The sequence below is a fragment of the Paenibacillus sp. FSL R5-0519 genome (assembly GCF_037974275.1).
Lineage (GTDB): Bacteria > Bacillota > Bacilli > Paenibacillales > Paenibacillaceae > Paenibacillus.
Genome location: NZ_CP150234.1, coordinates 3,308,927 through 3,335,510, shown reverse-complemented (window position 1 = coordinate 3,335,510; position 26,584 = coordinate 3,308,927). Strand labels below are relative to the sequence as shown.

General features: G+C 44.5%; 22 protein-coding genes. 14 read left to right on the top strand and 8 right to left on the bottom strand.

The features are described 5' to 3' along the window. Nucleotides 1-35 precede the first annotated feature (35 nt). From MKY73_RS15070 to MKY73_RS15055, 4 genes are all read right to left on the bottom strand, one after another. The gene (locus tag MKY73_RS15070; protein ID WP_339242749.1) at nt 36-926 is read right to left on the bottom strand and encodes a carbohydrate ABC transporter permease; all 891 of its coding nucleotides are present in this window, start codon (nt 924-926) and stop codon (nt 36-38) included. A gap of 21 nt (nt 927-947) precedes the next feature. Continuing rightward, the gene (locus MKY73_RS15065; RefSeq protein ID WP_339242751.1) at nt 948-1,838 is read right to left on the bottom strand and encodes an ABC transporter permease subunit; all 891 of its coding nucleotides are present in this window, start codon (nt 1,836-1,838) and stop codon (nt 948-950) included. An 87-nt stretch (nt 1,839-1,925) separates the two neighbouring features. Further along, complete coding sequence (locus tag MKY73_RS15060; RefSeq protein WP_339302420.1) at nt 1,926-3,530, bottom strand: hypothetical protein; 1,605 nt, start codon at nt 3,528-3,530, stop codon at nt 1,926-1,928. A gap of 184 nt (nt 3,531-3,714) precedes the next feature. Beyond that, nucleotides 3,715-4,725 (bottom strand): alpha/beta fold hydrolase, encoded by a 1,011-nt coding sequence (locus tag MKY73_RS15055; protein WP_339302419.1) that lies wholly within the window; start codon nt 4,723-4,725, stop codon nt 3,715-3,717. 125 nt (nt 4,726-4,850) lie between these two features. On the opposite strand from MKY73_RS15055, the gene MKY73_RS15050 reads away from it, so the two are divergent. Both MKY73_RS15050 and MKY73_RS15045 read left to right on the top strand, forming a co-directional pair. After that, on the top strand, nt 4,851-5,735 hold the full coding sequence (locus MKY73_RS15050; protein WP_339302418.1) for a LysR family transcriptional regulator: 885 nt from the start codon (nt 4,851-4,853) through the stop codon (nt 5,733-5,735). Between the two features lie 66 nt (nt 5,736-5,801). Next, nucleotides 5,802-6,266 (top strand): NUDIX domain-containing protein, encoded by a 465-nt coding sequence (locus MKY73_RS15045; protein ID WP_339302417.1) that lies wholly within the window; start codon nt 5,802-5,804, stop codon nt 6,264-6,266. Between the two features lie 208 nt (nt 6,267-6,474). On the opposite strand, the gene MKY73_RS15040 is transcribed toward MKY73_RS15045, so the two are convergent. Continuing rightward, nucleotides 6,475-6,822, bottom strand: coding sequence for a helix-turn-helix domain-containing protein (locus MKY73_RS15040; protein WP_339302416.1), 348 nt, complete (start codon nt 6,820-6,822; stop codon nt 6,475-6,477). A 130-nt stretch (nt 6,823-6,952) separates the two neighbouring features. Here MKY73_RS15040 and MKY73_RS15035 point away from each other — a divergent pair, with 130 nt between their 5' ends. Both MKY73_RS15035 and MKY73_RS15030 read left to right on the top strand, forming a co-directional pair. Further along, nucleotides 6,953-7,867 carry a DsbA family protein gene (locus MKY73_RS15035; protein WP_339302415.1) on the top strand — a complete coding sequence of 305 codons (915 nt, stop codon included), beginning with the start codon at nt 6,953-6,955 and terminating at the stop codon, nt 7,865-7,867. Between the two features lie 139 nt (nt 7,868-8,006). Continuing rightward, complete coding sequence (locus MKY73_RS15030; protein WP_339242762.1) at nt 8,007-8,591, top strand: hypothetical protein; 585 nt, start codon at nt 8,007-8,009, stop codon at nt 8,589-8,591. A 501-nt stretch (nt 8,592-9,092) separates the two neighbouring features. Here MKY73_RS15030 and MKY73_RS15025 read toward each other — a convergent pair. After that, entirely contained in the window at nt 9,093-10,616 is a 1,524-nt protein-coding gene (locus MKY73_RS15025) for an alpha-N-arabinofuranosidase (RefSeq protein ID WP_339302414.1), read from the bottom strand. A 196-nt stretch (nt 10,617-10,812) separates the two neighbouring features. On the opposite strand from MKY73_RS15025, the gene MKY73_RS15020 reads away from it, so the two are divergent. The 5 genes from MKY73_RS15020 (at nt 10,813) to MKY73_RS15000 (ending at nt 17,764) form a co-directional block, all read left to right on the top strand. Beyond that, nucleotides 10,813-11,748 carry an ArsR family transcriptional regulator gene (locus MKY73_RS15020; protein ID WP_339242764.1) on the top strand — a complete coding sequence of 312 codons (936 nt, stop codon included), beginning with the start codon at nt 10,813-10,815 and terminating at the stop codon, nt 11,746-11,748. Nucleotides 11,749-11,976: 228 nt separating this feature from the next. After that, a complete protein-coding gene (locus MKY73_RS15015; RefSeq protein WP_339302413.1) occupies nt 11,977-12,825 on the top strand; it encodes a PRD domain-containing protein in 849 nt (282 codons plus the stop codon). A 152-nt stretch (nt 12,826-12,977) separates the two neighbouring features. After that, nucleotides 12,978-14,918, top strand: a complete 1,941-nt coding sequence (locus MKY73_RS15010) for a beta-glucoside-specific PTS transporter subunit IIABC (RefSeq protein WP_339302412.1) — start codon at nt 12,978-12,980, stop codon at nt 14,916-14,918. An 81-nt stretch (nt 14,919-14,999) separates the two neighbouring features. Continuing rightward, nucleotides 15,000-16,466, top strand: coding sequence for a family 1 glycosylhydrolase (locus MKY73_RS15005; protein WP_339302411.1), 1,467 nt, complete (start codon nt 15,000-15,002; stop codon nt 16,464-16,466). Nucleotides 16,467-16,639: 173 nt separating this feature from the next. After that, nucleotides 16,640-17,764 (top strand): phosphotransferase, encoded by a 1,125-nt coding sequence (locus MKY73_RS15000; RefSeq protein WP_339302410.1) that lies wholly within the window; start codon nt 16,640-16,642, stop codon nt 17,762-17,764. A 102-nt stretch (nt 17,765-17,866) separates the two neighbouring features. Here the strand turns inward: MKY73_RS15000 and MKY73_RS14995 are convergent, their stop codons facing one another. Continuing rightward, nucleotides 17,867-18,697, bottom strand: a complete 831-nt coding sequence (locus MKY73_RS14995) for an AraC family transcriptional regulator (RefSeq protein WP_339242773.1) — start codon at nt 18,695-18,697, stop codon at nt 17,867-17,869. Nucleotides 18,698-18,894: 197 nt separating this feature from the next. Between MKY73_RS14995 and MKY73_RS14990 the strand changes: the two genes are divergently transcribed. Next, nucleotides 18,895-20,301, top strand: coding sequence for a glycoside hydrolase family 4 (locus MKY73_RS14990; protein WP_339302409.1), 1,407 nt, complete (start codon nt 18,895-18,897; stop codon nt 20,299-20,301). A 95-nt stretch (nt 20,302-20,396) separates the two neighbouring features. Here MKY73_RS14990 and MKY73_RS14985 read toward each other — a convergent pair whose 3' ends face one another. Continuing rightward, entirely contained in the window at nt 20,397-21,284 is an 888-nt protein-coding gene (locus MKY73_RS14985; RefSeq protein WP_339302408.1) for a LysR family transcriptional regulator, read from the bottom strand. A 151-nt stretch (nt 21,285-21,435) separates the two neighbouring features. On the opposite strand from MKY73_RS14985, the gene MKY73_RS14980 reads away from it, so the two are divergent. The 4 genes from MKY73_RS14980 to MKY73_RS14965 all read left to right on the top strand — a co-directional run bounded on the left by MKY73_RS14980 (nt 21,436) and on the right by MKY73_RS14965 (nt 26,177). Continuing rightward, nucleotides 21,436-22,182: an acetoacetate decarboxylase gene (locus tag MKY73_RS14980; protein WP_339308607.1), complete on the top strand. Its 747-nt coding sequence runs from the start codon at nt 21,436-21,438 to the stop codon at nt 22,180-22,182. A 14-nt stretch (nt 22,183-22,196) separates the two neighbouring features. After that, nucleotides 22,197-23,231 (top strand): ketopantoate reductase family protein, encoded by a 1,035-nt coding sequence (locus tag MKY73_RS14975; RefSeq protein WP_339302407.1) that lies wholly within the window; start codon nt 22,197-22,199, stop codon nt 23,229-23,231. 431 nt (nt 23,232-23,662) lie between these two features. Then, the gene (gene codB, locus MKY73_RS14970) at nt 23,663-24,940 is read left to right on the top strand and encodes a cytosine permease (protein WP_339302406.1); all 1,278 of its coding nucleotides are present in this window, start codon (nt 23,663-23,665) and stop codon (nt 24,938-24,940) included. Continuing rightward, nucleotides 24,909-26,177, top strand: coding sequence for a cytosine deaminase (locus tag MKY73_RS14965; protein ID WP_339302405.1), 1,269 nt, complete (start codon nt 24,909-24,911; stop codon nt 26,175-26,177). The genes codB and MKY73_RS14965 overlap by 32 nt, the downstream gene beginning before the upstream one ends. The last annotated feature ends 407 nt before the right edge of the window (nt 26,178-26,584 follow it).

Here is a 26,584-nt window from a genome sequence, read left to right as displayed (position 1 = left end):
AAAGGGCTTGCAGTATGAACTGCAAGCCCTTTGGTTTACCCCTTGACGCTTCCTAGCACCAAACCTTTGGTAAAGTATTTCTGTAGGAACGGATACACGAGTAAAATCGGAATGGCTCCCAAGAACATTTGTGCTGCGCGTCCCGTTCTGGCGTTCATCATGGACAACAGCTGCGTGTAATCTGATCCTGATTTCAGCATAATTTGTTCAAAGCTCTGCAACAGGGTCTGCAGGTAGCTTTGTAATGGATAATTGGCTGGATTGTTCATATAAATAATGCCATCGAACCACGAATTCCAGTGGGCAACGATACTGAACAAACCAACGGTTGCGAGAGCGGGCTTAAGAAGTGGAAGCAGAATCCGAAGCAATACCTGTACTGGACCAGCACCATCGATAATGGCTGATTCTTCAATCTCCTCGGGCAACCCCCTAATGAAATTCATGAGGATAATCATACTGAATACGGGGAGAGCCCCAGGCAGGATCAGAGACCATATGGAATCGATTAGTCCCATTTTGACCACCACGAGATAGGTCGGAATTAATCCTCCACTGAATAACATGGTTACGATGAAAAATCCCATGTAGATATTACGCCCCATCAATTTTTGTTTGGATTTGGAAAGGGGATAAGCTGTAAGTACGATCAGAACCAGATTCACCAATGTTCCGAGAACGGTTCGTTGGATGGCCACCCAGAGAGAGGAGAAAAATGACCCTCCCGTTAACGCAAATTCATAGGCTTTTGTCGTAAATTCCACAGGCCAGAATGTAACACTCCCCGCAGATACAGCTGCGCTGCTGCTGAATGATACAGCGAGCAGGTTAATAAATGGCAGGATACATAAGAGAGAAATTAGAAGCAATATAGTGTAGTTTAAGATAAGAAATACACGTCTGCTCATACTTTTATCATGGATCATAATGTGAGTTCCTCCTCCTTCTTAGAAGATACGATAGCCAGCCACTCTGTAAGCCAGAATGTACGATACAGCAACGAGAACACTGGAAATGATGGATTTGAATAACCCGACAGCGGTTCCGATCGAATATTGAGCCTGTTGAATTCCCAACCGATATACATAGGTATCAATAATATCACCGGTCTGATAGACAACAGGGGAGTAGAGATTATAGATCTGGTCAAAGCCGGCATTCAGTACATTTCCTAACGACAGCACAGTCATTAAGACAATCGTTGGCATGAGGAGAGGCAGCGTAATGTAGATGGTTTGCTTCCAGCGTTTGGCTCCGTCAATTACCGCGGCTTCGTAAAGTCCCGGATCAATACTGGTCAGGGCTGCCAAATATACAACTGTGCCAAACCCGAAGCCTTTCCATATGTCGCTCACGATCATTGTCCAGGGAAAAATGGAGGGTGTGCCAAGAAAGGAGATCGGTGCAATCCCGAATACGCCTAAAAAGGTATTGATAATGCCGTCAGAGCTCAGTATGTCCAGCATGATGCCAGCCATAATGACCCAAGAGAGGAAATTTGGAATATATACAAGCGTTTGAAATGTACGTTTGATTCCGCTGTGAAGGACTTCGTTAAGGAGTAATGCGAAAATAACGGGCACGATTATCCCGCCGATAATCTTGAAGACAGACATGTACAGTGTATTCCAGATGGTTCTTACGAAGTTCGGCTGATTGAATACGTGCGTGAAATTATCCCATCCCACCCATGGCGAGTTGAAGCCGAGTCCCGGATTGTATTTCTGAAACGCGATAATAAGTCCGTAGAAAGGAATGTAACTAAAGATGAAGACCAAGACCAGGCTTGGGATCAACATGAGATGGTAAGGACTCTGCTGTTTCCATTTTCTCAACATTCATATTCCTCCGTTCATCGTGCGGGAAATGTAATCGCTATCAAATAGAGGGGTGAGATCACCCTCATCCCCTCTTTATGAACGAGATTATTTTGCCCCGTATGCCTCATTGACTGCCTGGGTTGCATCATCGCCTCCGGCTGCACGCCAATTCTGGACAATCACATCGAAATAATCGATACTTTCACTTCCCATAATGATCTTGGTAAAGCCCTCTGTCAGGATATCATCCAAGGTTGTTCCATAGCTGGACAGGATCTCTGGTGTAACACCCCATAAGGCTGTCTTCGTATAGTTTTCGCTGTCGAGTACTTTTTTGGCTAGGCCATATGCATTTTTGGGAGCACCTTGTTGCAAATAATCACCGACTGCACCAGGGGTTGCGTTCTCCATGAATTCAACACTGTTATTATATTTTTGCCACATACCCGAAGTCGTGAGTCCACTGGTATCCTTGGATTCAAGGGCAGCCGACACCGCCTCGAATTGCTCGTAATCGGAATTGGGGTTAAGTACACGGAAGGCTCCAACAACATGGGCAATATCGTTATCCAGCAACGCAGATAGCGTTTCTGTAGATTCCTTGCCATTGCCTTCATCCACGATATAAGCATAGTCGTTCAAAATCTGGATCACTTTCTCGGGGTTCTTGAATCCCTTCTTCATGACAATATAATTGTTGTTGGCGAAGAAGATGGATTGTGTGGCTTCCTTCCCATCGACGGTAGGAATGATATAAGGGTAGAAGATCGCGTCCTTACCCAAGTTGGATACGGTATCGACACCCGGATTATAACCCCACCATTGGTAATAAGGCTGCATTCCCACTTTGCCGGCGACAATGTCCGCGTTCATCGCATTGAAGTCTTTGATTGCAAATTCCGGATCAATAATGCCTCGCTTGTACCATTCCGACCACTCCGCCAGCGCATGCTTCATCTCAGGCTGTACAGATCCGTATACGAGTTTTCCACTGGCATCTTCCATCCACAGGTCCGGATGTGCATTCCATGCGATCGCGAGCAGGTTGAGGTAGTCCAACGACTGGTCTACTGCTATGCCGTAACCGCCATGCTTTTCCATGAATTTAAGTGCGATATTCTTAATGTCTTCCACAGATTTCGGGTCCTGAAGCCCTAATTCTTCTTTCCAGTCGTTCCGAATCCAGATGAAGTCTGGTTGTTCGATTAATCCCCAGTGCATCTGTGGTATGCCGTACAGCTTACCATCCTTTTTTCCGGACTCGTAACTGTCTGCATCCGCTTCCATATAACCTTTGAGACGATCCGAAGCGTGTTGATCAAAGACCTCGGAGAGATCCATGACCATATCGGCTTCGACCAACTGTCTCAGTTGTGATGGATTAACTCTGAATACGTCAGGAAGATCGTTCGATGCGATAGCCAAATTCAATTTGGTATCATATTCATCGCTGACCCAGTCTGTTTTGACATCGATATTAAACTTCTCTTTGTATCGCTTAATCCACACATTGTTGGTGATATCATCGCCCTTTGGATATTTGGCAGAAGAGTATTCTGACGTTACGGTGTGAATAGTTGTCGTTCCAGCCTCGTTGGAATCCGGGTTCGTCGTTGGATCTTTCTCGGCACCGCTTCCACTGCTACAGGCAGCAAGTAATAAGGTTGACATGCACACAGACAAGAGTAAAGCTTTCGTTTTCTTGTTCATTTCTTTTCCCCCTTATCAGTCATTTCAATAATGCTTTCTTGAAAATATTCTAAACGAGAAAGGGGAAAGGGGATATAAAGGTTATTGACGAGAACCCATACGTTTTTTTACTTTTGAGTTGTAGCGAAGAAAAGATAAATAAGCGTAGTGCACTTTTTTTACTCTATACGCCTTCTTTTTTTACTCATGTCTCCAAAAATTGCTTTAGATGACGATCGATAACGAGTGAATCCGCTTCGTTAGCTCCGATTCCAAAGCAGTGTCCCCACTTGGATTCTATCGGTTGATACACAGCGTTGGGCATGTGTAGAACATCATACGCACTGTCTTCTGGTGTAAAGAACAAGTCGCTGGACCCAGGCATAACGAGGGCAGGAGAGGTGATCTTACGCAGTGCCTGTTCAAAGTTGCGATTATCTGTGGGATTATCACTAATGTCTCCATATATTCCTGTACGAAGCATGGTGATTAAGTCGTTAGCATCAAAGGATAGAAACACCTGGTCCCAGTAATCTTCAACATAAGACTTCAAGGTATCGTAACCTTCAGATTGATACAATTTCTCCAAATAGTACGCCTGCGAAAACCCCCATGGAGCATAAACTCTCCCCATTGCAGAGAGACCAGCAACCGGAGGGCGCTCATATCTGCCATTTTTAAAATTGGAATCTGCCTGTAACGCTGCGATCATTGCTTCGAATACCAACTGTGTATGGGGTCTGCTTTTTGCTGTCCCGCCAAAGGGGGCAATACGTTCGACCATCTCCGGATAACTCGTGCCCCATTGAAACACCTGCATGGCTCCCAGAGACCAGCCCACAACGAGTTTGATTTTGGAGATACCGAATTTCTCAGTGATGAGTTGATGTTGGGCACGCACATTGTCATACATGGAGATGAGAGGAAAGTTCTCTCTATTAAATGGGGCAGGGGTATTGCTCGGAGACGACGATAATCCGTTACCCAACATATTGGGCACAACGATAAAATACCGACTGGGGTCCAGTGCCTTGTCCACTCCAATTAACCATTCATTATCTGTGTGAAGTCCAGCAAACCAGGTTGGGACAACAATAACATTGTCTTTGGCCGCATTGAGGTTACCATAGGTCTTGTAGGCAATAAAAGCTTGCGGGAGATGCTGACCCGATTGAAGTAATGTAGCTCCAAGGTGATATGTTTCATAATCGTTCATGGATGGATTCTCCTTATAAAAGTAGTGATAACTTGATTTCACTCTACAATACGTCTATCATCAATTCAACGAAACGTTGTTGAATATAACATTCATTTATTTTGAACAAAGGAGGTTTTGGATTCATGGAAATACGACAGCTAAAAACCTTTTGGACCCTTGCATCGACTTGTAGCTTTCATCAAACTGCTGAATTATTGAGTTATGTCCCGTCTACCATAACCATGCAAATCAAATCGCTTGAAGAAGAGTTGGGCGTGAAATTGCTGGATCGATTAGGTAAAAAGGTTGTATTAACAGATGCTGGGCAGCAATTCCTGCCGTACGCCACTAAAATCTTAAACGATGTAGAGGAAGCGAAGTGCATATCTAGTCAACACGGGGAATTGGCGGGAACGGTAGTTATTGGAGCGGACGAAGTGCTGTGTGCTTATCTTCTTCCAGCCTTGTTCAAACGTTTCCGAGCGGACTATCCTGGTGTGCGGTTATTGTTCCGCCCGTTGTCTGGTCAAGAGCTTAAATCAAGTCTGAGGGAAGGGCATACGGATGTCGTTTTTGTATTGGATGAGCACGTGGGTGCCAAAGATCTTCACTCCACGTTTTTGAAGAACGAAACCTTTCAAATGGTGGTTTCACCCGATCATATGTTAGCATCGCGTTCCGCGTTAGTTATCGATGACTTTCACAAACAGCATTTTTTGCTGACCGAAAAGAACTGTTCTTATCGTGCTTATTTTGAACAATCTCTGCTGAAGAAAGGCGCAGATGTGCTGACAGAGCTGGAGTTTCATAGTGTAGAAGCCATTAAACAATGCGCAGTGGCAGGTCTCGGGATCGCTTTATTGCCTGAAATGGCTTTGAAACAAGAGTTAAGCAAAGGGGAACTGGTTGCATTACCTTGGAATTTAACAGATGTATCGTTTTCTGCACAAATGCTTTGGCATCGAGAAAAATGGATATCTCCATCCATCACTGCTTTCATCCAGGTCGCCAAGCGTGAGCTAAGTTGATTGTTCAGAATTTGTTTAGATGTATGTGTTAAGATATTCTTCACAGACATATATGGGGGATTAACAATGGAAAGAAAGATTCGAAATTCTGCAAAAGCATTGATCATCAACGATGGAAGGATGCTTGCAATGAAGCAGGATGATCATGATGAAGTGATCTATATCCTGCCGGGCGGGAGCCAGAATGCAGGGGAGACATTGACCGACGCTGTGAAGCGTGAAGTCGGAGAAGAAATCAGAGTAGAGGTAGAACCGTTATCATTGGAATTCGTTATTGAAGGGGTATACGGTGAAGCTTTTCATCGTGTAGATTTTGTTTTTTTGTGCGAGTACATAGGTTTGATGGACACAGATAGTTCTATTCTGCCAAGTGACGAAAATCAGGTGGAATATGAATGGCTGGAAATTAAAAACATAAACGAACTACCTTTATTCCCTTCAAAATTACGAAAGCAGATTCTTAGATTGGTTGGGGGAGAACCCACGGTTATGTATTTAGGAAATGAGGAAGATGAGGAACTGTATGGTTAGTCGTGTCTAACACATCGAAGCCGAGAATGAATATGAAGTGATGCATAAACAAGCGGAAGTCTTTTATTTATATAAGGAAAGGCTATTTCAAAGGACGTGATGGTCCAGTGAGATAGCCTTTTTTGCCGTTGAACAAAGTGTACTGATCGATTCGAAAATAACCCTAGACTAAGGGGTTACATAAGGCAAGGCCCACCAAAGTGAGGTGTTACATATCTTGTTCCTTCACACCTGCTGTCATATGTTTCTGACCCCACAAGACCATGGATTCAATTAAAGGAACCAATTCCTTGCCTGATTCGGTGAGTGAATATTCCACTCTCGGTGGTATCTCGTTATATTGCTCCCGATGCACGATACCGGAATGAATCAAATCCTTCAAACAGTTCGTTAGCATCGTTCCGGTAATGCCAGGCAATCTTCTTTTTAATTCATTGTAACGTATACAGTCACTTTCACTGAGGATGGCCAGGATCGGAAGATTCCACTTGCCTCCAATGACCTGAAATGCATAAGTCGCTGGACATAACTGATCGAAATTAAACTCGTATTTCACTTGATACCCTCCAATAGTATACTTTTTGATACTAAGTCAGAAAAAGAATCGTACTTGTTCAGAAGATTGTAGACATTATAATCAAACTAACACAAGGAAATCAATTCATAAAGTTAAAGGCGGGATATATGTGAGTAACGAATCTATGATGTGTGATCTGGAAACAGGCATATGTGGTGTGAGTGAAGAGGAGGCTATGCAAAAAATCAATCTGAATCACGTTGAAAAAAGGATAACTGTTTATTACGCAACAGATCCGATCTGTTCTCACTGCTGGGCGCTAGAGCCTGTGCTTCAACGGTTTGTTGAGGAATACGGTCATTATTTTACGATGCAAACCAAAATGGGTGGGCTACTGGCTAACTGGAATGGTTTCTCGGATGGAGCTAACGGGATTCAGAAGCCTTCGGACGTTGCAGGGCATTGGAAGCAAGTGGGTGAGCATTCACGCATGCCCATCGACGGTTCCTTATGGCACGATAATCCAATACTTTCTTCCTATCCGCCTTCTCGCGTATATAAGGTCATTCAGAGTACACACCCTGGTAAAGAACATGAATTTTTAAGACGTGCGCGTGAAGCCGTGTTTGCATTTAATCGAAATATTGGGGAAGATGATGTGCTGACAGATATCGTCAATCAACTGGGCATGAATGGAAAAGAAGTGGTTGAGGCGGCTGCACAGCAATCTGCACAAGAGTTACTGGAGGAAGACTTTGAACGTGTCGCCAGTTTGGGAGTTAGAGGTTTCCCATCCATTATCATTGTGAATGAAGAGAACGAAGGTATGAAAATTGTCGGAGCGCGTTCTCTTGAAACCTATGTGCAAGTACTTCAGCAAGTACTGGGAGTTGATCTGCAACCCAAACAGATTACCCCGTTGGAGCAGAAAATCAATGAGGGACACCTTCTTTTTTCTAAAGAAATAGAAGTCATGTACGATATCGAAAAGAGTGATGTTGCATCCTATGTGACATCTGAATTGGCTGAAAACACATATCGTATGGGTCATATTTTGAATGAGATGTATATTGAGTATATCTGAGAAAAAACAAGAAATCTGTAGCAGCACATTATCCTTAACAGAATCTTCCTGCTTCGGCACACGGTTGTGTTATTCGCACAGGCAAGTCGTCCACCCATTGCGTAGACTAAAGTAGATCAAGTCAAGTGAGGTGAATTCCATGGTTAAGACCAATGAAATACACGTCAAGGCAAAACGGCTCAAAGATCGTCCAGTCTGCGTGACTCTTCATAATGGGGAAACGTACGTTGGCTATATCTCTGGTGTCAATCACGCAGGGGTAGTGATTACCGGAGGCGGAAAGCTTACTCAGGCCGCAATCTCAGCACCCTCATCTGAAGGAAGTGCTCGCAAAAGCAAACCTAAAGCAGAGGCTACAAGAAAAACAGTATCCTCTCGAAAGCGTAAACGGACGAACAATACTCGTAAGTCGCAGGTACGATCCCGGTCGATGTCTTCTCGTTCAATCTCTCGGCAAGCTCAGGTATCATCATTCATGCCTATGTTAGGTTCATTGTTAGGTGGTGGCTTTGGCGGACTTGGCGGTGCAGGCTCGATTGGAGGTATGTTAGGCGGTGGTATGCGGTTGTTTGGCATGATCCAGCGGTTTACACCTGTGGTCAAAATGGGGTATGGCATGATTAAGCAGATTCAGCCATTTATGGGGGCGGTTCAAGGGCTGATGACTCCAGCAAGCCAGGCTGCGGCAGATGCCGAAGGTGAAGAGGAGGCACAACGAGGATAATACTTGAAATGAAAATCGTGAAATAGTGAAATAGAACACAACCTTCGTTGCATATGGAAAGGAAGGATTGCTAGTATGTTGGGTGATCTGATCTCTTTCTGATCTGTTCTTATCTTCTCAGCTAGATGCTTAACTGCAAGCTGCTCTCCGTGCGCCAGACGGGGGGTGGCTTATTTGCTTATGCTGTATATGAGATTTGAACCAGCTCGATTTCGCATGATTGCTCAGTGCTAACGAACCTCAGAAACCTTATTCGGGTCAATATCAAGTCATTAAAATTCGCCCGAATCGGGTTAATAAGACTCCCTGTGTTCATTAAATTCCTTCGTTGCGAGGAATAAAAACCGAGATTTTCAATACGCGTCTAACATTTATCTTTGATACCATGTAGTTCGGCCGACTACCCTTATGCAGCAAAAAGCACCGCGCGCAGGGAGCTGCACGCGGTGCGAAAAACAATGCTGATGTTGCAGAGTAAGAGAAAGTTCTATTCCGCTCTGATTAAGCTTGTTTGGTTTTAAGACGAATGACGTTCCAGGACGCTTTGTTCAGTACAGCTTGCACTTTACCTTGATCTACGGTTGTGTGCCCGCCGTTGTGAGGAAGAACGTTGCGTGGGTTTTCCTTGGTATTGGTTGCTTTTAAGTCGTTGTTCTCCAATACAATATGCTCCACAAATGTGGTTTCTCCGAAGGAACGCAGATCCACATTCAGTTCCAATTGCTCATCCAGATGTCTGTTCACCGCAAAGATCGTGATCGTGCCATTCTCTTCATCATGCACACTGATTGCTTCGAGATAAGGAACATCTGTAAAGTCTTTGGAATCATATTTAGGTGAAGTAGTGATGGAACGCAACACTGTACCACGACCGAAGTTGGATGCATGCATGAACGGGAAATATGTCGTCTGGAACCAGATCGCTCCGTTATTTTCCGTCATGATTGGTGCAATGGTGTTAATCAACTGAGCAAGACAAGCCATTTTTACACGGTCGGCGTGCTTGAGAATGGTAATCAGGTAACAACCCACGGCTAGTGCATCTTCATGCGTGTATACATCTTCAAATTCAGGAGGAGCAATCTGCCAGCGTTCTTCCATACGACTTGTGCCAATGGATTTCCAGACATTCCATTCATCCAGGGACAGCATCAATTTCTTTTTACTGCGTTTTTTGGCTTGTACAAAATCACAGATCGAAGCCACACTATCAATAAATTGATCCAAATCCAGCGATGTCGCCAGGAAGTCATACGTGTTGTCTTTGTTGTTATTGTAATACTGATGCAGGGACAAGTAGTCTACATTTTCATAGGTGAGATCGAGTACAGTTGCTTCCCAATCTGCAAATGTCTTCATGTCACGGCTGGAGCTGCCACATGCAACGAGTTCAATCTCTGGATCAACCCATTTCATCGCTTTTGCTGTTTCGTTCGCAATACGACCGTATTCATATGCAGTCATTGCACCAATCTGCCAAGGGCCGTCCATTTCGTTGCCAAGACACCAGGTTTTGAATTTATGCGGGTCCTTGTAACCGTGAGAGATACGCAGATCACTCCAATATGTGCCGGATGGGTGGTTGCAGTATTCAATCAGGTTTCTGGCCGCATCAATACCGCGAGTACCCAGATTTACAGCCATCATCACTTCGGTTCCAACCAGTTTGGCCCAATCTGCAAATTCATTCGTACCTACCGCATTCGTTTCAATCGTCCACCATGCGAGTTCAAGTCTGCGTTTGCGCTCAGCAACCGGGCCCACACCATCTTCCCAGTTGTAACCGGATACGAAATTGCCACCTGGGTAACGAACGATGGGTACATTCAGCGCTTTGATCGCTTCAATAGCGTCCTGACGGAAACCTTGAGCATTCGCAGTAGGGTGACCTGGATCATAAATACCGCCGTACACGGCCCGTCCCAGATGTTCTATGAATGAACCATAGACACGTGGATCTACTTCAGCAATCTGAAAGTCTTTATCGATAAGCATTTTGGATGTAAGCAATGGGAAAACCTCCATAGAATTAATTTTAGGTGCGTAATGGACTTTATTTTACTTTGAATTCGCATAAAAGCAAAATCAACTCATTGATTTGTTATCTAATGTGTATCATAATGCTATTATATTGAGCAAGTTCATTTTACAGGGTTCGCTAAAAAACGAATCCTAAATCACTAAATATAATGGATTTTATAGAGATATGGGAGTGAAGTTCATGATGCTTGGCACGGATGCCGCGTCCTTAATCATTTACGAGGCCCTCGCAAGCGAGGCCCGTCTAAATATTGTTCGCTTATTATTGCAGAACAGAGAAATGCACATTAATGCGCTGGCCAAAGAACTGTATCTGAGCAAAGCCATCGTGAGTACTCATGTGAGCAAGCTGCAAAAAGCCGGGATTGTAGGCAGTCGCATGAAGCGGGAGAATGGTGGTACATATAAATACTGCTTTATTCTGCAAGAATTCATGACGATCAATCTCTCTCCTGAACCCGTTGATGCTCCGTACCATGAAGTATCTATTCCAGTTGGTCACTACACGGATTACGAAGCCTGGCCCACCTGTGGAATTGCAACAACAACACAAATGATTGGGCAATATGATACGCCGGCGTGCTTTATGGACCCGGATCGGGTTAATGCGGGTATACTCTGGTTGGCACGCGGGTTCTTGGAATATAAAGTCCCTAATTATCTGAATACAGAACAGCATCTCCAAGAGATTGAGATTTCACTCGAACTCAGTTCGGAAGCACCTCAAGTTAATGAAAACTGGCCTTCCGACATTCGTTTCTCCCTTAATGGAAAACACCTGGGAACATGGACAAGCCCCGGGGACTTTGGGGATCGGAAAGGCAAACATACACCGCTGTGGTGGAAGTTGGACGTTAATCAGTATGGTGTTCTGAAGGTACTTCGTATTAACAGAGAAGGAACGTTTATGGATGGCCAGCGTATCTCGGATGTGTGTATCCATGATCTGCAACTCGATTCATCGACCTACTGGACGTTTGCATTAAGGCCGGAAGAAGGGGTGCCCGGGCGTGGTGGTCTGACACTTTTCGGGAAAGGGTTCGGCAACTACGATCAGGACATTTTGATTCGATACTATTACGAGGATGCAAGGGAATCTACGCCTATTGATGTATAAAATTCCTTCTTTTATGTCAATTTAATAAGACAACGCACACATAGACGAATTGCATGTAAATTCCATAGTATTGGTATTGACAACGATTACATGGGTGGTATAAGATACAGCTAAATAAGGAGTGTCACTGATTCGATCAGGCACCACCACAGTCTGGATTTCACAAGTTTGTTTGACTTGTGCTCTGGACCATGGTGGTGCTTTTTGCATATTGGGGGTGAGAACATCATGAGGTTCAAAAAATCGTTAAACAACAACATCGCTCTGGCAGAAGATGCCGAAGGCTGCGAAGTCATTGTGATCGGGACCGGAGTTGGGTTCAAAAAAGTGAAAGGACAATGGATTGAACGGGAGCAGATTCAAAAAACATTTCGAATCGGCTCAGATGACAAATACCAGCGATTGGAGCAATTTTTTAATGATATCCCGCTGCAAGTCATTAACGTCACCGATCAAATCATTGAGCATGGCCGGAAACAAATCGGTAAAAAGTTGAATGATTCCATTCTGCTCACCCTGGCTGATCACATTCACTTTGCGCTGGATCGCTTCAAGAGCGGTGTGGACATGCAGAATCCGCTTCACTGGGATATCCGTCATCTGTATCCTGTGGAATACCGTATCGGAGCCTATGCCGTCGAGCTAATTAACGAAGCTTTTGAGGTAAGTTTGCCGTCAACAGAGGCAAGCTCCATCGCTCTTCATTTTGTGAATTCGCAGTTTGATTCCGGCAGTATGAATCAAACGATCAAGATAACCCAGATGATTAATGACATTCTGGGTATCATGACAGATCATTTTGGCATGGCACTGGATCAGGAAACCACTGATTTTTCCCGTTTCGTTACCCATCTCCGATATTTCATCGTTCGACAATTGAACAGGGAAGTGCTCTCCTTCAAAGATCAGCAGTTTCTGTATGATGTATTATCGGAACGATACCCGTTCAGTTTCCAATGTGCACTTAAGATAAAGGAAGAGATGGAGCAGCAGCGCGGATTCGCGATTACTCCCGATGAGATGGTATACCTCATGATTCACATCGAGAGAGTAACATCTCGTTCCGACAAGGGTTGATCTCAATTCAACCAGCTTAAGTTATACCACATGATTATGAATATGGAGTGTTACTGATTCGATCAGGCACCACCAAATGTTTCGGACTTCGCTACCTATGGCGGGCCGGTTGACATTTGGTTTTTTTTTCGCCCAAAAAAGGAGGAAGCAGCATGAATCATCGGGAGTTGTCGAAAGAAATCATTCACTTAACAGGAGGGCAAGGGAACATAACACAAGCCTGGCACTGCATCACACGGCTGCGATTCAATGTTCGTGATGAAGATAAGGTTCAGCTCGAGCAGATCAGAGCTTTGGACGGTGTGCTCGGAGCCCAGTTTCAGAGTGACCAGTTTCAAGTCGTCATCGGAAATAAGGTCGCGGCCGTGTATGAAGAGATTGAAGATCAACTGAAACAGGATGGCAAGCCGCAACCCGAAGCAAGTGCTCCCCGTTCCAAAGGCATTAATGCTGTATTGGATACCATCTCGGGTATCTTCACTCCGATCCTTCCTGCCATCATAGGCACAGGTATGCTGAAGGGGATTCTGGCACTACTCGTTACACTCGGAGCAATCCAGGAGACAAGTGGAGAGTATCAGGTTCTGTCATCTGTAGGGAATGCAGCCTTTTACTTTTTACCTTTTCTCCTTGCTGTCTCGTCTGCTCGCAAGTTCAAAGTCAATGAATATATTGCCTTGACCCTCGCGGGTACGTTATTGTATCCAACCATTTTGAATGCATATTTGGCAAATCAGTTGGAGCCGATACGGTTTCTATCACTACCCGTGTCCATTGTGAATTATACCCAGTCTGTCATTCCAATCATTCTGGGTGTGTGGCTTCTGAGTTACATTCATCGCTGGGTGGATCGATTCATTCCTGGCCCAGTCAAGGTGATCTTCACCTCGATGATTGTATTGGTCATCACGGTTCCAATTCTACTCATTGCTATTGGTCCCCTCGGGAATTACATCGGTATCTATCTGGAAATGGGTACCTCATGGCTATTTGCTCATTCAGGTCCGTTGACCGGAATTGTTCTTGGTGGATTAATGCCATTGATCGTCATGACAGGCATGCACTACGCGTTCTTCCCGGGTACGTTGCAGAACTTGAGCAAACTTGGATATGACGTGCTTTTGTTGCCGATCAACCTTGTGACCAATATGAGTCAGGCGGGTGCCGTGGCGGCCGTGTTTCTCAAAACAAAAGACAAGTCCATGAAGTCCATAGCCTTATCCAGCGGCATCTCTGCTTTGCTTGGCATCACCGAGCCAGCGCTGTATGGGGTAACACTGAAGTTGAAAAAACCATTTTATGCTTCACTGATCGGCGGGGCTGCTGGCGGCGGGTTTATTACTGCAGTTGGTTTGAAGTGCTTTGGCTTTGCCGTGCCGGGACTGCTGGCCCTTCCATTATACATTGGCCCAGGCGGAGGCATGGCTAACTTCTGGTATGCTCTGATCGGTATCGGCATCAGCTTTACCGTTTCCTTCATCCTGACTTTATTGCTCAAGTGGGATGAGCCCAACTCAAATCGTATTTCCGTATCTGGTTCATCCCAGCAGCATGCATCCCAACCGCAACAAGCCACAACAACTGTTGTGACTGATGAAGAGTCAAGCGCTGTAACCGTACATTCCATTGAGGAAAAGAAAGGCGAAGTATTCAGCCCGCTCACTGGTGAAGTCGTGCCGCTTGCATCGCTACCGGACAAAACCTTTGCTGAGGAGATGACCGGAAAAGGTATTGCCATTCTTCCGCAGGAAGGACGCGTAACAGCCCCATTTGACGGGATCGTCACCATGGTTGCCAAGAGTAAACATGCCGTCATGTTAACGTCGACGAGCGGAATTGAAATTCTTATTCACGTTGGATTGAACAGTGTATCGCTCAAAGGGAAATTTTTTGACGTGAAGGTTACTGCTGGACAAGAAGTGACGAAGGGTGATCTGCTTCTGGAGTTTGACATGGATGGCTTGCGGGATGCTGGGGTTAATCCGGTCACACCTGTAATCGTAGCCAATACACCAGATTATCTTGACGTGGTGCCGGTTCAGGTGAAGGGGGTGATTCCGATGAATGAATTGCTTCTCCTCACCGTTCGTTAACAGCTGTGTGAAGGCGTAATTTTATAAAAGGATCAACATAAGACAAATTTTTATTCAACCAAAAAAAAGGAGAGAAACCACATGACAAAAACAATCAAACACTCATTTCCTAAAGGATTCCTATGGGGAGGAGCTACCGCGGCCAATCAGCTCGAAGGGGCATATGATGCAGATGGCAAAGGTCTCTCTACTTCAGACATGGCACCGTATATCCCTCATGAAGAACGCAACGGAAAAGATTTCACTTTTGATGTGGATTCCGTTCAGCTGGAAGAATATCTGAGCGGTAACTCAGGCGTCTACTTTCCCAAACGAAATGGCGTAGATTTCTATCATCGCTATCAAGAAGACATCGCACTGTTTGCAGAGATGGGATTCAAGGTATTCCGACTTTCCATCGCGTGGACACGCATCTTCCCGACAGGAGAGGAGGAAGCTCCTAATGAAGCGGGTCTGGCATTCTATGACAACGTACTGGACGAGCTGCTGAAATACGGGATTGAACCGCTTGTAACGATCTCACACTACGAAATGCCCGTAGAATTAACCCGTAAATACAACGGCTGGGAAAGCCGTGAGATGATCGATCTGTATCTGAAATTTGCCAACACACTGTTTGACCGTTACAAAGATAAAGTGAAATACTGGATTACCTTTAATGAAATGAATATGATGCTGACAAGTCTGTACACTGGCGGCGGCATTCTGGAAGATAAAATTAAGGGGACACCGGAGCAGGTAGCCTATCAGGCAACTCACCATCAATTTGTAGCAAGCTCACTGGCTGTCAAAAGTGGTAAAGAGAAGATGCCAAATGCTCAGATTGGCTGCATGATCTGTCGTCTGGAAACGTATGCTGCTTCTAGTAAACCGGAAGATGTGTTGCAGACGATGAAGGAAGATCAGGTGAACCTGTTCTACCCAGAGGTGCAGGCAAGAGGCGAATATCCATCCTACATGCAGAGATATTTTGAGGAAAACGGCATTGAACTGGTTAAAGCTCCTGACGACGATGCCATTATTCGGGACAATACCGTGGACTTTATTGCTTTCAGTTATTACATGACGTATATCGGAAAATATGACCCGAATGACAACAGCAACTCGGGTATGCTGGTAAGTCAGATCAAAAACCCTCATCTGAAAGCTACCGAATGGGGATGGCCTATCGATCCAATTGGTCTTCGCGTCGCGCTGAACCGATTGTATGATCGTTACCGGATGCCACTCTTCATCGTTGAGAACGGGCTGGGTGCTACCGACACACTGAAAGAGGATGGAACAGTGCATGACCCTTATCGCATCAATTACTTGCGCAGCCACATTGAGCAGATGAAAGAAGCTGTCGCTGACGGTGTAGAATTGATGGGATTCACGAGCTGGGGACCTATAGATATCATTAGCTGTTCAACCTCAGAGATGGGTAAACGTTACGGATTTATCTACGTGGATCAGGACAATGCAGGACACGGTTCATTGGAAAGGACCCGCAAGGATTCCTTCTACTGGTACAAACAAGTTATTGAAACGAACGGAGAAACCCTGTAATCATAAAAATTCTTACACGCCGCCCATATGGGCGGTCTTTATTTTGCACTAGTAAAATTAGGAATAATTATGTAGAATTGCGATATTAAAACAAAAGGAGCGAATTCAATGTCTAACAAGGTGATTGTGCTTTAGGTTCACAAAAGGATATTTTCGTTACAGAGATTCCTTTTGTGAACATTGCAGTAGGGGAACCGTCCCAACAATGTTTACTGGAGGAGATCATTATTAAATTTAACGAGGTTGTTAACATTAGCAATACACATGTACTGTCAGTGGTAACCGAGTTGTTTCATCTGGAGGGGTACAATATTCAGCTTATTCCGCCTCATGAGGGAGGACGGAATGTCGTATACACCTGTGAGCAAGAGGGGTGTGAATCGCTAATTCTCCGAGTGTCTTTTTTGTCTGACAGAAAGCGTGAAGATTACGTTGCCGAACTGGAGTATGTACGGTATTTATTTGATCATGGAGGCAGCGTTTCGAATGTAATGAATTCCAAGAATGGCCATCTGCTGGAAGAGATAACTTATGATGAGCATAAGTTCTTTGTATGCCTGTTTAATAAGGCAAAGGGGAAGTTGCTGGTAGAGAACCATTATCAGTATCGTGAAGGGGTTCCGCTTACCGAATACTATTATAATAGCGGTAAAGTCCTGGGCAAAATGCATCAGCTATCCCAAAGCTATGTACCCGTTCACAGCAGGCATCATTTTTTGGACAAATATAACATGGAGCATATCGAGAGATTAGTCCCTAAATCATACTCTCTGCTCAGAAACAAAATGGAGGAACTTCTCCAAGCGGTAAAAGAATTGAGTTCGACTCAGGAGACGTTTGGCATGATCCATTTTGATTATAATGACGGGAATTATTCGATTGATTTTGATACGGGACAAATCACGGTATATGATTTCGACAATTCCTGTTATGGCTGGTACATGCTTGACCTCGCAAGTCTGTGGATGAACGGAGTCGGTTGGGTTCAATTTGAACCTAAAGCAGACAAACGTAAACAGTTCATGGATGAGTATTTCCAAACCGTGCTCGCCGGATACACGTCAGAAACCCAGATTTCTGGTGCCATGCTGGAGAAGCTGCCTTTATTTATTCAAGTCAGCCTTCTGGAGAATATTTTGGATCATTTTGAGGTGGCGCAACGCGAAGGGGAAGAACTAGAAGAAGATGACGAGGTTCTGTTATATCTCATTAAATGTCTGGAAGAGGATATACCATTGAAGGGTTTTTTCCATGATATCTATTCGAGTGAAGCACCCTTTGAATATGAGGAGCGCTGAAGGATCTAGATCCTAATTAAACCATGAATAACCAATGATTCTAATGATTCACCAAGGTATAGAGGCAGCCGGATTGACAGGTTGCCTCTTTTTTGTCTATTGTTATTCGAATTTGGAAGGAGGCACATTGTAGAATTTTTTGAATGCTTTGGAGAACGTAAAGGGGTCGGGATAGCCCAGAAATGCGGCAATTTGCTGGATCGTATATTTTTTCTCGTACAAATAATCTCTGGCCCGGTTCATTTTGATTTGATTAATGTACTGCCCCGGTGTGATACCGAGAATTTTTTTGAACAAAGAAATAAAATATTTCTCAGAGACGCCAGCAATTACAGCAAGTTCATTCACTCGAATGGCACGATGCAGATTCGCATCCACGTATGGGAATACGTTCTGTAGAACTTCCAGACTCGCTTCAATTTTCCTCGGTTTTCGGTCTTTCAAAAATTCACCGTGATAGAAGCCTTGCCCATGTAATTCGAAAATTTTGGCGATCACGAGAAGAAGAGCGGCTTTCATGTAAAGTGGACTTCCGGTAGCGCCGCTACTCTGCTTAAACCTTCGGTAGGACGAGGTGAACAGCGTTGATTCCTCCTGAATCAGGTTACCAGGTACGATGCCAGGAAGCTGAAACTCGCCAAGAATCCGTTTTTGATCAGCGATGCTGAAGTCAAAGTGTATGTATATGAACCGGCAAAGCTCTCCTGTCGTGGAAGCAGTGTAGGGCATATCCGGATAAAAAAACACGACGTCCCCCGTGGCCGCCATATGCTCGACTCCAGCGATGGTAATCTTGACAGAACCTGATGTAATGAACCACAGATCGTAATCGGAATGTGACTTATGTTCAATCCAATGACTGTCATGCGTTTGTTCCAGATAAGAGCTCATGCGAAGCGTGACATACTCCGAAAGCTCGTCGATTATACTCATATTTACAGTTCCCGATTGCATCGAATTCAGCCGAATCCTCTCTACTTTATGACATCTTTCATTTTCCCCTATCATATCAAAGGAATTACCCTTTGTTAACTATCGTACGATTTGACATCTTTTGAAAACTATCACACATTCCGATTCCATCCCACTCCCCTATAATGAACTTATATCGTTACAAGGAGGGGTAATTAATGAATGTTACAAGCACACAGCATCCAAAAGTAGTCGTTATTGGCGCAGGAAGCCTGTTTTTCGGTCGTCAGTCCATCTGGCAGATGGTTCACTCCCCCTATTTGAATCAGGGCACGCTGGCTTTGGTCGATACAGACGAGGAACGGCTCTCGAAAATGGTAACTCTGGCGGAGATGGTCGCTAGGGAGAACAACGTATCTTTAAAGATCGAGGGCTCGGTCGACCGTAGACAGGTACTTCCAGGAGCTGACTTCGTTGTACTCAGCTTTGCGGAGCAATCGGTGAAATATCGTGGCATCGACTGCCAAGTCTCTCTAAAATATGGGATTCGCATGTGTTCCGGTGATACGATCGGCCCGGGTGGGATCTTTCGCGCGATGCGGGAATTGCCGGTGATTATGGAATGTGCCAAGGATATTGAGGAACTGTGTCCAGAGGCCTGGGTGATCAACTATATTAACCCGTCAACCGTTCATGGCATCGCATTACATCGCTATGCACCGAAGCTTAAGTCGTTTGCGCTGTGCGATAGTCATCATATGCCGCATAAAAAAGCCTATTACGCGGTAAGAGCTGGCATCATTGAAGAGAACAGTCAGTTCACCACAGAAATTGACCAAAAATTTGATTTCCGCATCGCTGGAGTCAATCATTTCACTTGGCTGCTCAAAGCCGAGTATGAAGGAAAGAATGTAATGCCCACAATCGCAGAAGCCATGCGTAAGCTGGCAGGTGAAGAGAACAACGGCGGTGATCGGGGAGCCAAAGCTCTTTTTAACGATGCCATTACCTACGAACTGTATAATATTTTTGGAATCATTCCTACTTGCACGGCACATACGAAGGAATACGTTCGATATTGGCAAGGGCTTGGCAAGACAACGGACACGATTCCACCGTTATCAATCTGGGAGACAGAGGACAGGTATCAGCGGCATGATGAGATGTGGCAGCAGGTGGATGACTTCCTTGCAGGTACTATACCGATTGCCGACTATATGAACAGATTTGGCCCGGATCATGCGACCGATATCATTGAAAATATGGTGGGAAATTTGGGCAAGAAGTTCTTCATCAATACACTCAATCAAGGTGCGGTAACCAATATGAATGCAGATTCCTTCTTGGAACTATTATGCGATGTAGATATGAATGGTGTGAGACCACTCCATATAGGCGAGATGCCGCGTGGGATCAGAGGGATGCAAGAACTTGTACTGGATACGCATGAACTTACGGTTGAAGCTGTGCTGGAACAGAGCTACGAGAAGCTGAGAAGAGCAATGCTCACCGACCCGCTCGTGAATTCCATTAGTGATGCAGACAAGATTATACACGAATTGTTGGAACTGGAGCGTCAGATGATTCCGGACGTTTGGTACAAGGATAGACTACAGTTCAACTAGGAACAGATATCAATAGAAGACCACGTCGTTTCCTTCATAAGGATTAACGTGGTCTTTGTTTTTAACAATTACCATATGTCATTTAGGAAGATATTCTATTGCACTTTAAACAAGCCAGCATGGTCTTCATAGTACGAAGTAATAAAATCACGAAATTCTCCAACAGAAGGGGATAACCATTTTTGTTTGACCCAGGAGAGGCTAATTGGATATATCGCTGAATCATCAGCAATTTTTACATAGCTTAACCCGAGTGTTCTACATACGGAGATTGGAAGTAATGCAACACCCTGATCAAGTCTGATAATTTCGAGCAGGGTATGAGAATCGACCTCAAATGCAAGATTGGGGAGGAAGCCTGCTTTCTCACAGAGGGTGGTTGTAAACCGGCTATATTCCTTATTATCTGCAAGCGAAATAAAGGGCTCATCTGCAACAACACTCAAAGAGATGCTTGTCTCTCCGACGTATGCATGATTCGTTGGCACAACCAGAACAATATCCTCCTCGACAAGCACAACACTCTCAATTTCCTCATCCTGAATCGGATGCCCCGTAATGCCCAGATTCAACTCACCTTTCTTCAAACCTGTAATAATCTCAGCGCGCGTTCCTATGCCTTGATGGAGCTTGGTATCAGGAGAAGCGTTGATATAGTCACTTATGAGACCCGTGAGGAAGCGGGTATTCGTAATGGAGATCCTGATCGTATTGGATATATGATGTTCCTCCGCTTTAATCTCCATCTCTGCATTTTCAATTTCAATAAAAATTCGGTTTACGTGTTTCAATAGAATTGCACCTGAGGCATTTAATTGAATGTTTCGTCCTCTCCTGTGAAATAAAGGCGTACCCAGTTCATCTTCAAGTCGTTTAATCGTCAAGCTTAGGGAAGGTTGAGCAATATTCAATTGTGCAGCTGCCTTGGAGATGTGTTCAGTATAGGCAACGGTCTGAAAGTATTTGAGCTGAAGCAATTCCAATTTTCTGCACCTCTTATTTATTTTGATAAATATATATAGTACTTATTATGTATTATATTAAATTTAAATATTGATGTAGAATTTTTTTATGAGATACAGTTCAAATTTTTATATAACAAAACTTAATTAATGTATGAGGCAGGTGTCTTTGATGAAAATCGATGTGAATAACATAACTAAAAATCTGAATACACCCCTAACGGCTCCAGCATATCCAATGCCACCGTACAAATTCGTGAATCGTGAATACTTGAACATTATTTATCGAACTGATGAAAAAGCGTTGCGGGCAGCCGTGCCCGAGCCTTTGGAAATTACTGAAGCTTTGGTTAAATTCGAAGTGATGTGGATGCCCGATGTATCTGGGCTGGGCGCCTACACGGAAGCTGGACAAGTTATCCCTGTGCAATTCAATGGGGAGGAGGGCGATTATGTGCATTCGATGTATGTAGACAATTTCCCCGCGATTGCAAGTGGTCGAGAACTCACCGCCTATCCGAAAAAGCTGGGCGCACCGAAGTTGTATACCGATTCAGATACACTTGTCGGCACACTTGATTATGGAACGCTGCGTGTAGCCACGGCAACGATGGGATATAAACATGTGGAGGTGGATAAAGAACTCGCCAAACGTGAGATATGCCGACCTAACTTCATGATTAAGATTGCGACAGACTATACCGGGAATTTAAGAGTATGTGATCTGATCCGAACTCAGATTACGGACATCGAAGTAAAAGAGGCTTGGACAGGACCTGCCCGGCTGCAACTGTTCGAACATGCATTGGCACCTCTGGCAGATCTGCCTGTGTTGGAAGTTGTGTCCGCTTCTCATATCCTTACCAACTTAACCTTGAACGCTGCACAACCTGTATACAACTACCTGGAAGAGAACTAAGGAGGAAAAATAAAATGAAAATTGCAATTGTAGGAGCAGGATCATTGGGAACCATCGTAGGTGCATACCTGGCGGATGGCGGAATGGACGTTGAGTTAATTGATGCATATCAGGAACATGTTGAAGCTTTAAATCAAACGGGTGCTAAAGTGACGGGTACAACGGAGTTTCAGGCAAATGTAAAAGCCATTACACCTGAGCAGAAATCAGGACAATATGACCTCGTGTTACTTTTGACCAAACAACTCTATAACGATTCCATTCTTCAGGAATTACTTCCATTCTTGAAAGAAGACAGCATGGTGTGTTCGTTGCAGAACGGGATTCCGGAAGAAAAAGTCGCTTCTATTGTTGGTGAAAAACGCGTCATCGCAGGCTCTGTTGAGTTTGGCGCTACGTTTATTGAACCAGGTGTATCAAGTCTCACAACGGAGTACACTCAATTTAAGCAGTATGCTTTTCAAATTGGTGAATTGAATGGTGACATCACTGAACGAATTCAACAAGTGAAATCGGTGTTAGACCTTGTGGGTGGAACACATATTTCCGATAACCTGGTTGGAACCAAATGGTCCAAATTACTGATCAACAATGCATTCAGTGGGTTGTCAGCTGCATTGAATGGGGAATATGGGGACATTATTGATCATGAAGCCGGCATTGAGAGTGCAGCTCATATTGCAGACGAGACGATTAAAGTTGCTCGCGCCAATGGAGTCACATTGGTTAAAATGAATGGATTCGACATCGCTTCACTCGAACTGAACAGCGAAGCCGATATCCCTGAACGGGTGAAAACATTACGTTACGTGATGGAGCCATCCAGACTGCTCAAAGCAAGCATGCTTCAAGATCTGGAGAAGAACCGCAAAACGGAAATTGATTATATTAACGGAGTAGTTTCAAGCAAAGCAGAAGGCACCGGAATTGCGACACCTTATAATGATTTGGTTGTAAAGCTGGTCAAATCTGCTGAAGAAACACAAACCGTTCCTGATTTTGACACGAATATCAAAGCGTTTGAAAAACTGTTAAGCACACATAAATAAAATTTATATATTTACAGGTTCATTAGCACAAAATCACATTAAGTAGGGATGTCCTCCGTCATATTTATGACTTGTGAGACATCCCTGTTTGTTGTATTAATAAATCTAGGAGGTGATTACGACAAAAAAACAGCATGCTGTATAAGGGATTAATAACCGTTGGATAATAATTACATTGACAACTGCGGGATTTTCCAAAATAATAGATTGTAATTGAATACTGGTACCTTTAATTCAGTCCAGAGAGGCTGGCAAGGGCAGCGGATTTCATAATCACGCGAGAATCAGGGCATATTCCGTCATGGGATGCTCTGTGTCTTCGCGCGGGTTATGATACAAAAAGAGGCTACTTGTCAGTGTAAAACCTGATGAGTAGCCTCTTTTTTCTGCTTTTTTTGGTATCAGATACACTTTATGTTGGGGGTATTCTGATGAGCAAACAAGATCAAGAGTTTTCATGGCAAGCGGTGCCGAAAGGACAAAGAAACAATTTTTGGAAGACGTTATCGGTCATGCTCGGTTTTACATTTTTCTCAGCAAGCATGCTGGCAGGAGGAACGTTGGGCGTCAGTTTGACGTTCATGGAGTTCATTGGCATCGTGCTTGCAGGTAATCTGGTGCTCGGTATCTATACAGGGGCACTGGCCCATATCGCTGCCAAAACAGGCTTGTCCACACATTTGCTCGCTAAGTATGCATTCGGTGCAAAAGGGTCGTATCTGCCTTCGTTTCTGCTAGGCTTCACACAGGTCGGATGGTTCGGAGTCGGCGTAGCCATGTTCGCCATTCCAGTCGCGAAAGCGATGGACTGGAACGTGTATCTGTTGATCATCATATTTGGACTTGCCATGACGGCATCGGCCATCTTCGGTATGAAGTCACTCGTCATTCTCGGTTATATCGCAGTTCCTGCGATTGCCATTCTCGGTGGATACTCCATGTTCGAAGGTGCAGGTTCGCTGGGAGGTCTGCAAGGGTTGCTTGAATACACGCCAACACAGTCACTTACTGCTGCGGCCGCATTAACGATCTGTATCGGATCATTCATCAGTGGCGGAACACTGACACCCGATTTTGCCCGGTTCTCCCGGACATCCAAACAGGCAGTTACCGCAACCGTCATTGCTTTTTTCCTGGGCAACTCGCTTATGTTTCTGTTCGGAGCAGTTGGCGCAATGGCGTATAACCTGGCTGATATCTCGGAGGTCATGTTCCTGCAAGGATTGATCATCCCGGCGATCATCGTTCTGGGCTTGAATATATGGACGACCAACGATAATGCACTGTACGCTTCAGGTCTTGGTTTTGCCAACATCACCAAAATTTCAAAGAAATTCTTCGTCGTTGTTAATGGCATCGTCGGTACCGTATTCGCCATGTGGATGTACAACAACTTCGTCAGTTTCCTGAACGTACTTGGCGCGGCGATACCATCCATCGGAGCTATTATTATTGCAGATTACTTCATTGTGAAACGTAGAAACTATAAGCCTTTTGCGGATATGTCTTTCAAAAATGTAAACTGGGTAGCGCTTGTCGCTTGGGCCATCGGCGTGGCATTCGCTCAACTGGCTCCTGGCGTAACACCATTGAATGCACTGCTTGGTACAGCAGTAGCTTATATCATCTTGATGTTGATTGTTCCTGCCAATGAATCCAAAGAAATGGGGAAAATAAATGATTATACAGAACGCAAAATTGCGGGGTAAAGAAGGATTATGGAGTATTGTTGTGAAAGACGGGAAGTTCGAACAAATCACACAATCACTGGAAGTGACCTACAATGAAGAGATCCTTGATGTCAACGGATCACTTGTACTGCCACCATTTATCGAACCTCATATTCATCTCGATACAACGCTAACAGCAGGCGAGCCGGAGTGGAATCTAAGCGGAACGCTGTTCGAAGGCATCCAGCGCTGGTCTGAGCGCAAGGTATCCCTGACGCTTGAGGATGTCAAAACACGTTCCAAAACGGCGCTAAAGTGGCAATTGGCACAGGGCATCCAGCATGTAAGGACTCATGTGGACGTTACAGATCCAAGCTTGATCGCAGTTAAAGCGATGCTTGAAGTCAAAGAAGAAATGTCCCCATACATGGACATTCAGCTTGTTGCTTTCCCACAGGAAGGCATTCACTCTTATCCAAACGGTGCGGAATTGTTAGAGGAGTCACTGAAAATGGGCGTTGACGTGGTCGGTGGTATTCCACACTTCGAATTCACGCGAGAATACGGTGTTGATTCCATGAAAGTTGCGTTTGATCTGGCTGAAAAATATGATCGGCTCATTGATATCCATTGCGATGAGATCGATGACGAGCAATCTCGTTTCGTAGAAGTCGTTGCCAAGGAAGCTTACGAACGTGGACTAGGCTCACGCACAACGGCTAGTCACACAACAGCAATGGGGTCGTATAATGATGCTTATACGTACAAATTGTTCCGTCTGCTTAAGATGGCTGATTTGAACTTTGTCTCCAATCCGCTAGTCAACATTCACCTGCAGGGACGTTTCGACACGTATCCGAAGAGAAGAGGTCTGACACGTGTTAAAGAATTGCAGGAAGCAGGTCTGAATGTATGTTTTGGTCACGATGACATTTTCGATCCGTGGTATCCGCTAGGTACGGGCAACATGTTGCAAGTGCTGCACATGGGGATTCATGCGTCGCAGCTGCTTGGTTACGATCAGATCGTGAATTCGATTGACCTCATTACCAAAAACAGCGCAAGAACGTTACACATTGAAGATGTATACGGTATTGAAGAAAGCAAACCCGCTAACTTTATCGTACTTGAAGCAGAGAACGAATATGAGGCTGTCCGCAAACAAGCCGGTGTACTGTATTCCTTCAGAGGCGGTCGTAAAATTGCGGAGTCGAAACCGAGGGACACTTCAATCATTTTTGAAGGCAGTTCAGAGAAAGTTACTTTCAATAAATAATCACGCTTTCCTTGAAAGTCGCTATTTTAGCGGCTTTTTTCTTTTTTGTACGGATTACACCATGCATTATACACCCAACATTTAACTTACCTCAAGGTTTCCACTAGTAGCTTGCTTCCCGCCTTTCTTACGAACAAAGCTAAGAATCAGCAGCAGTGGTAACAAACCAAATAAAAAAATGGACATATTGCCAAGAAAATCACCCAAAGCTAGCGTTTCCTCCAGGTTTTTGGGTAAATAAGCAATCAAATAGAGCACGGGTAACATCGCAAATTGTATTCGGGTAATATTTTGAGACGAAACAAATCTCCTAAACTCCGAACCATATCAAACGTTGGCCACATCCGTGTCTCAACACCCGACAAAGATAAATTCCCACGACTGTAACAATTGTTACCATATATATA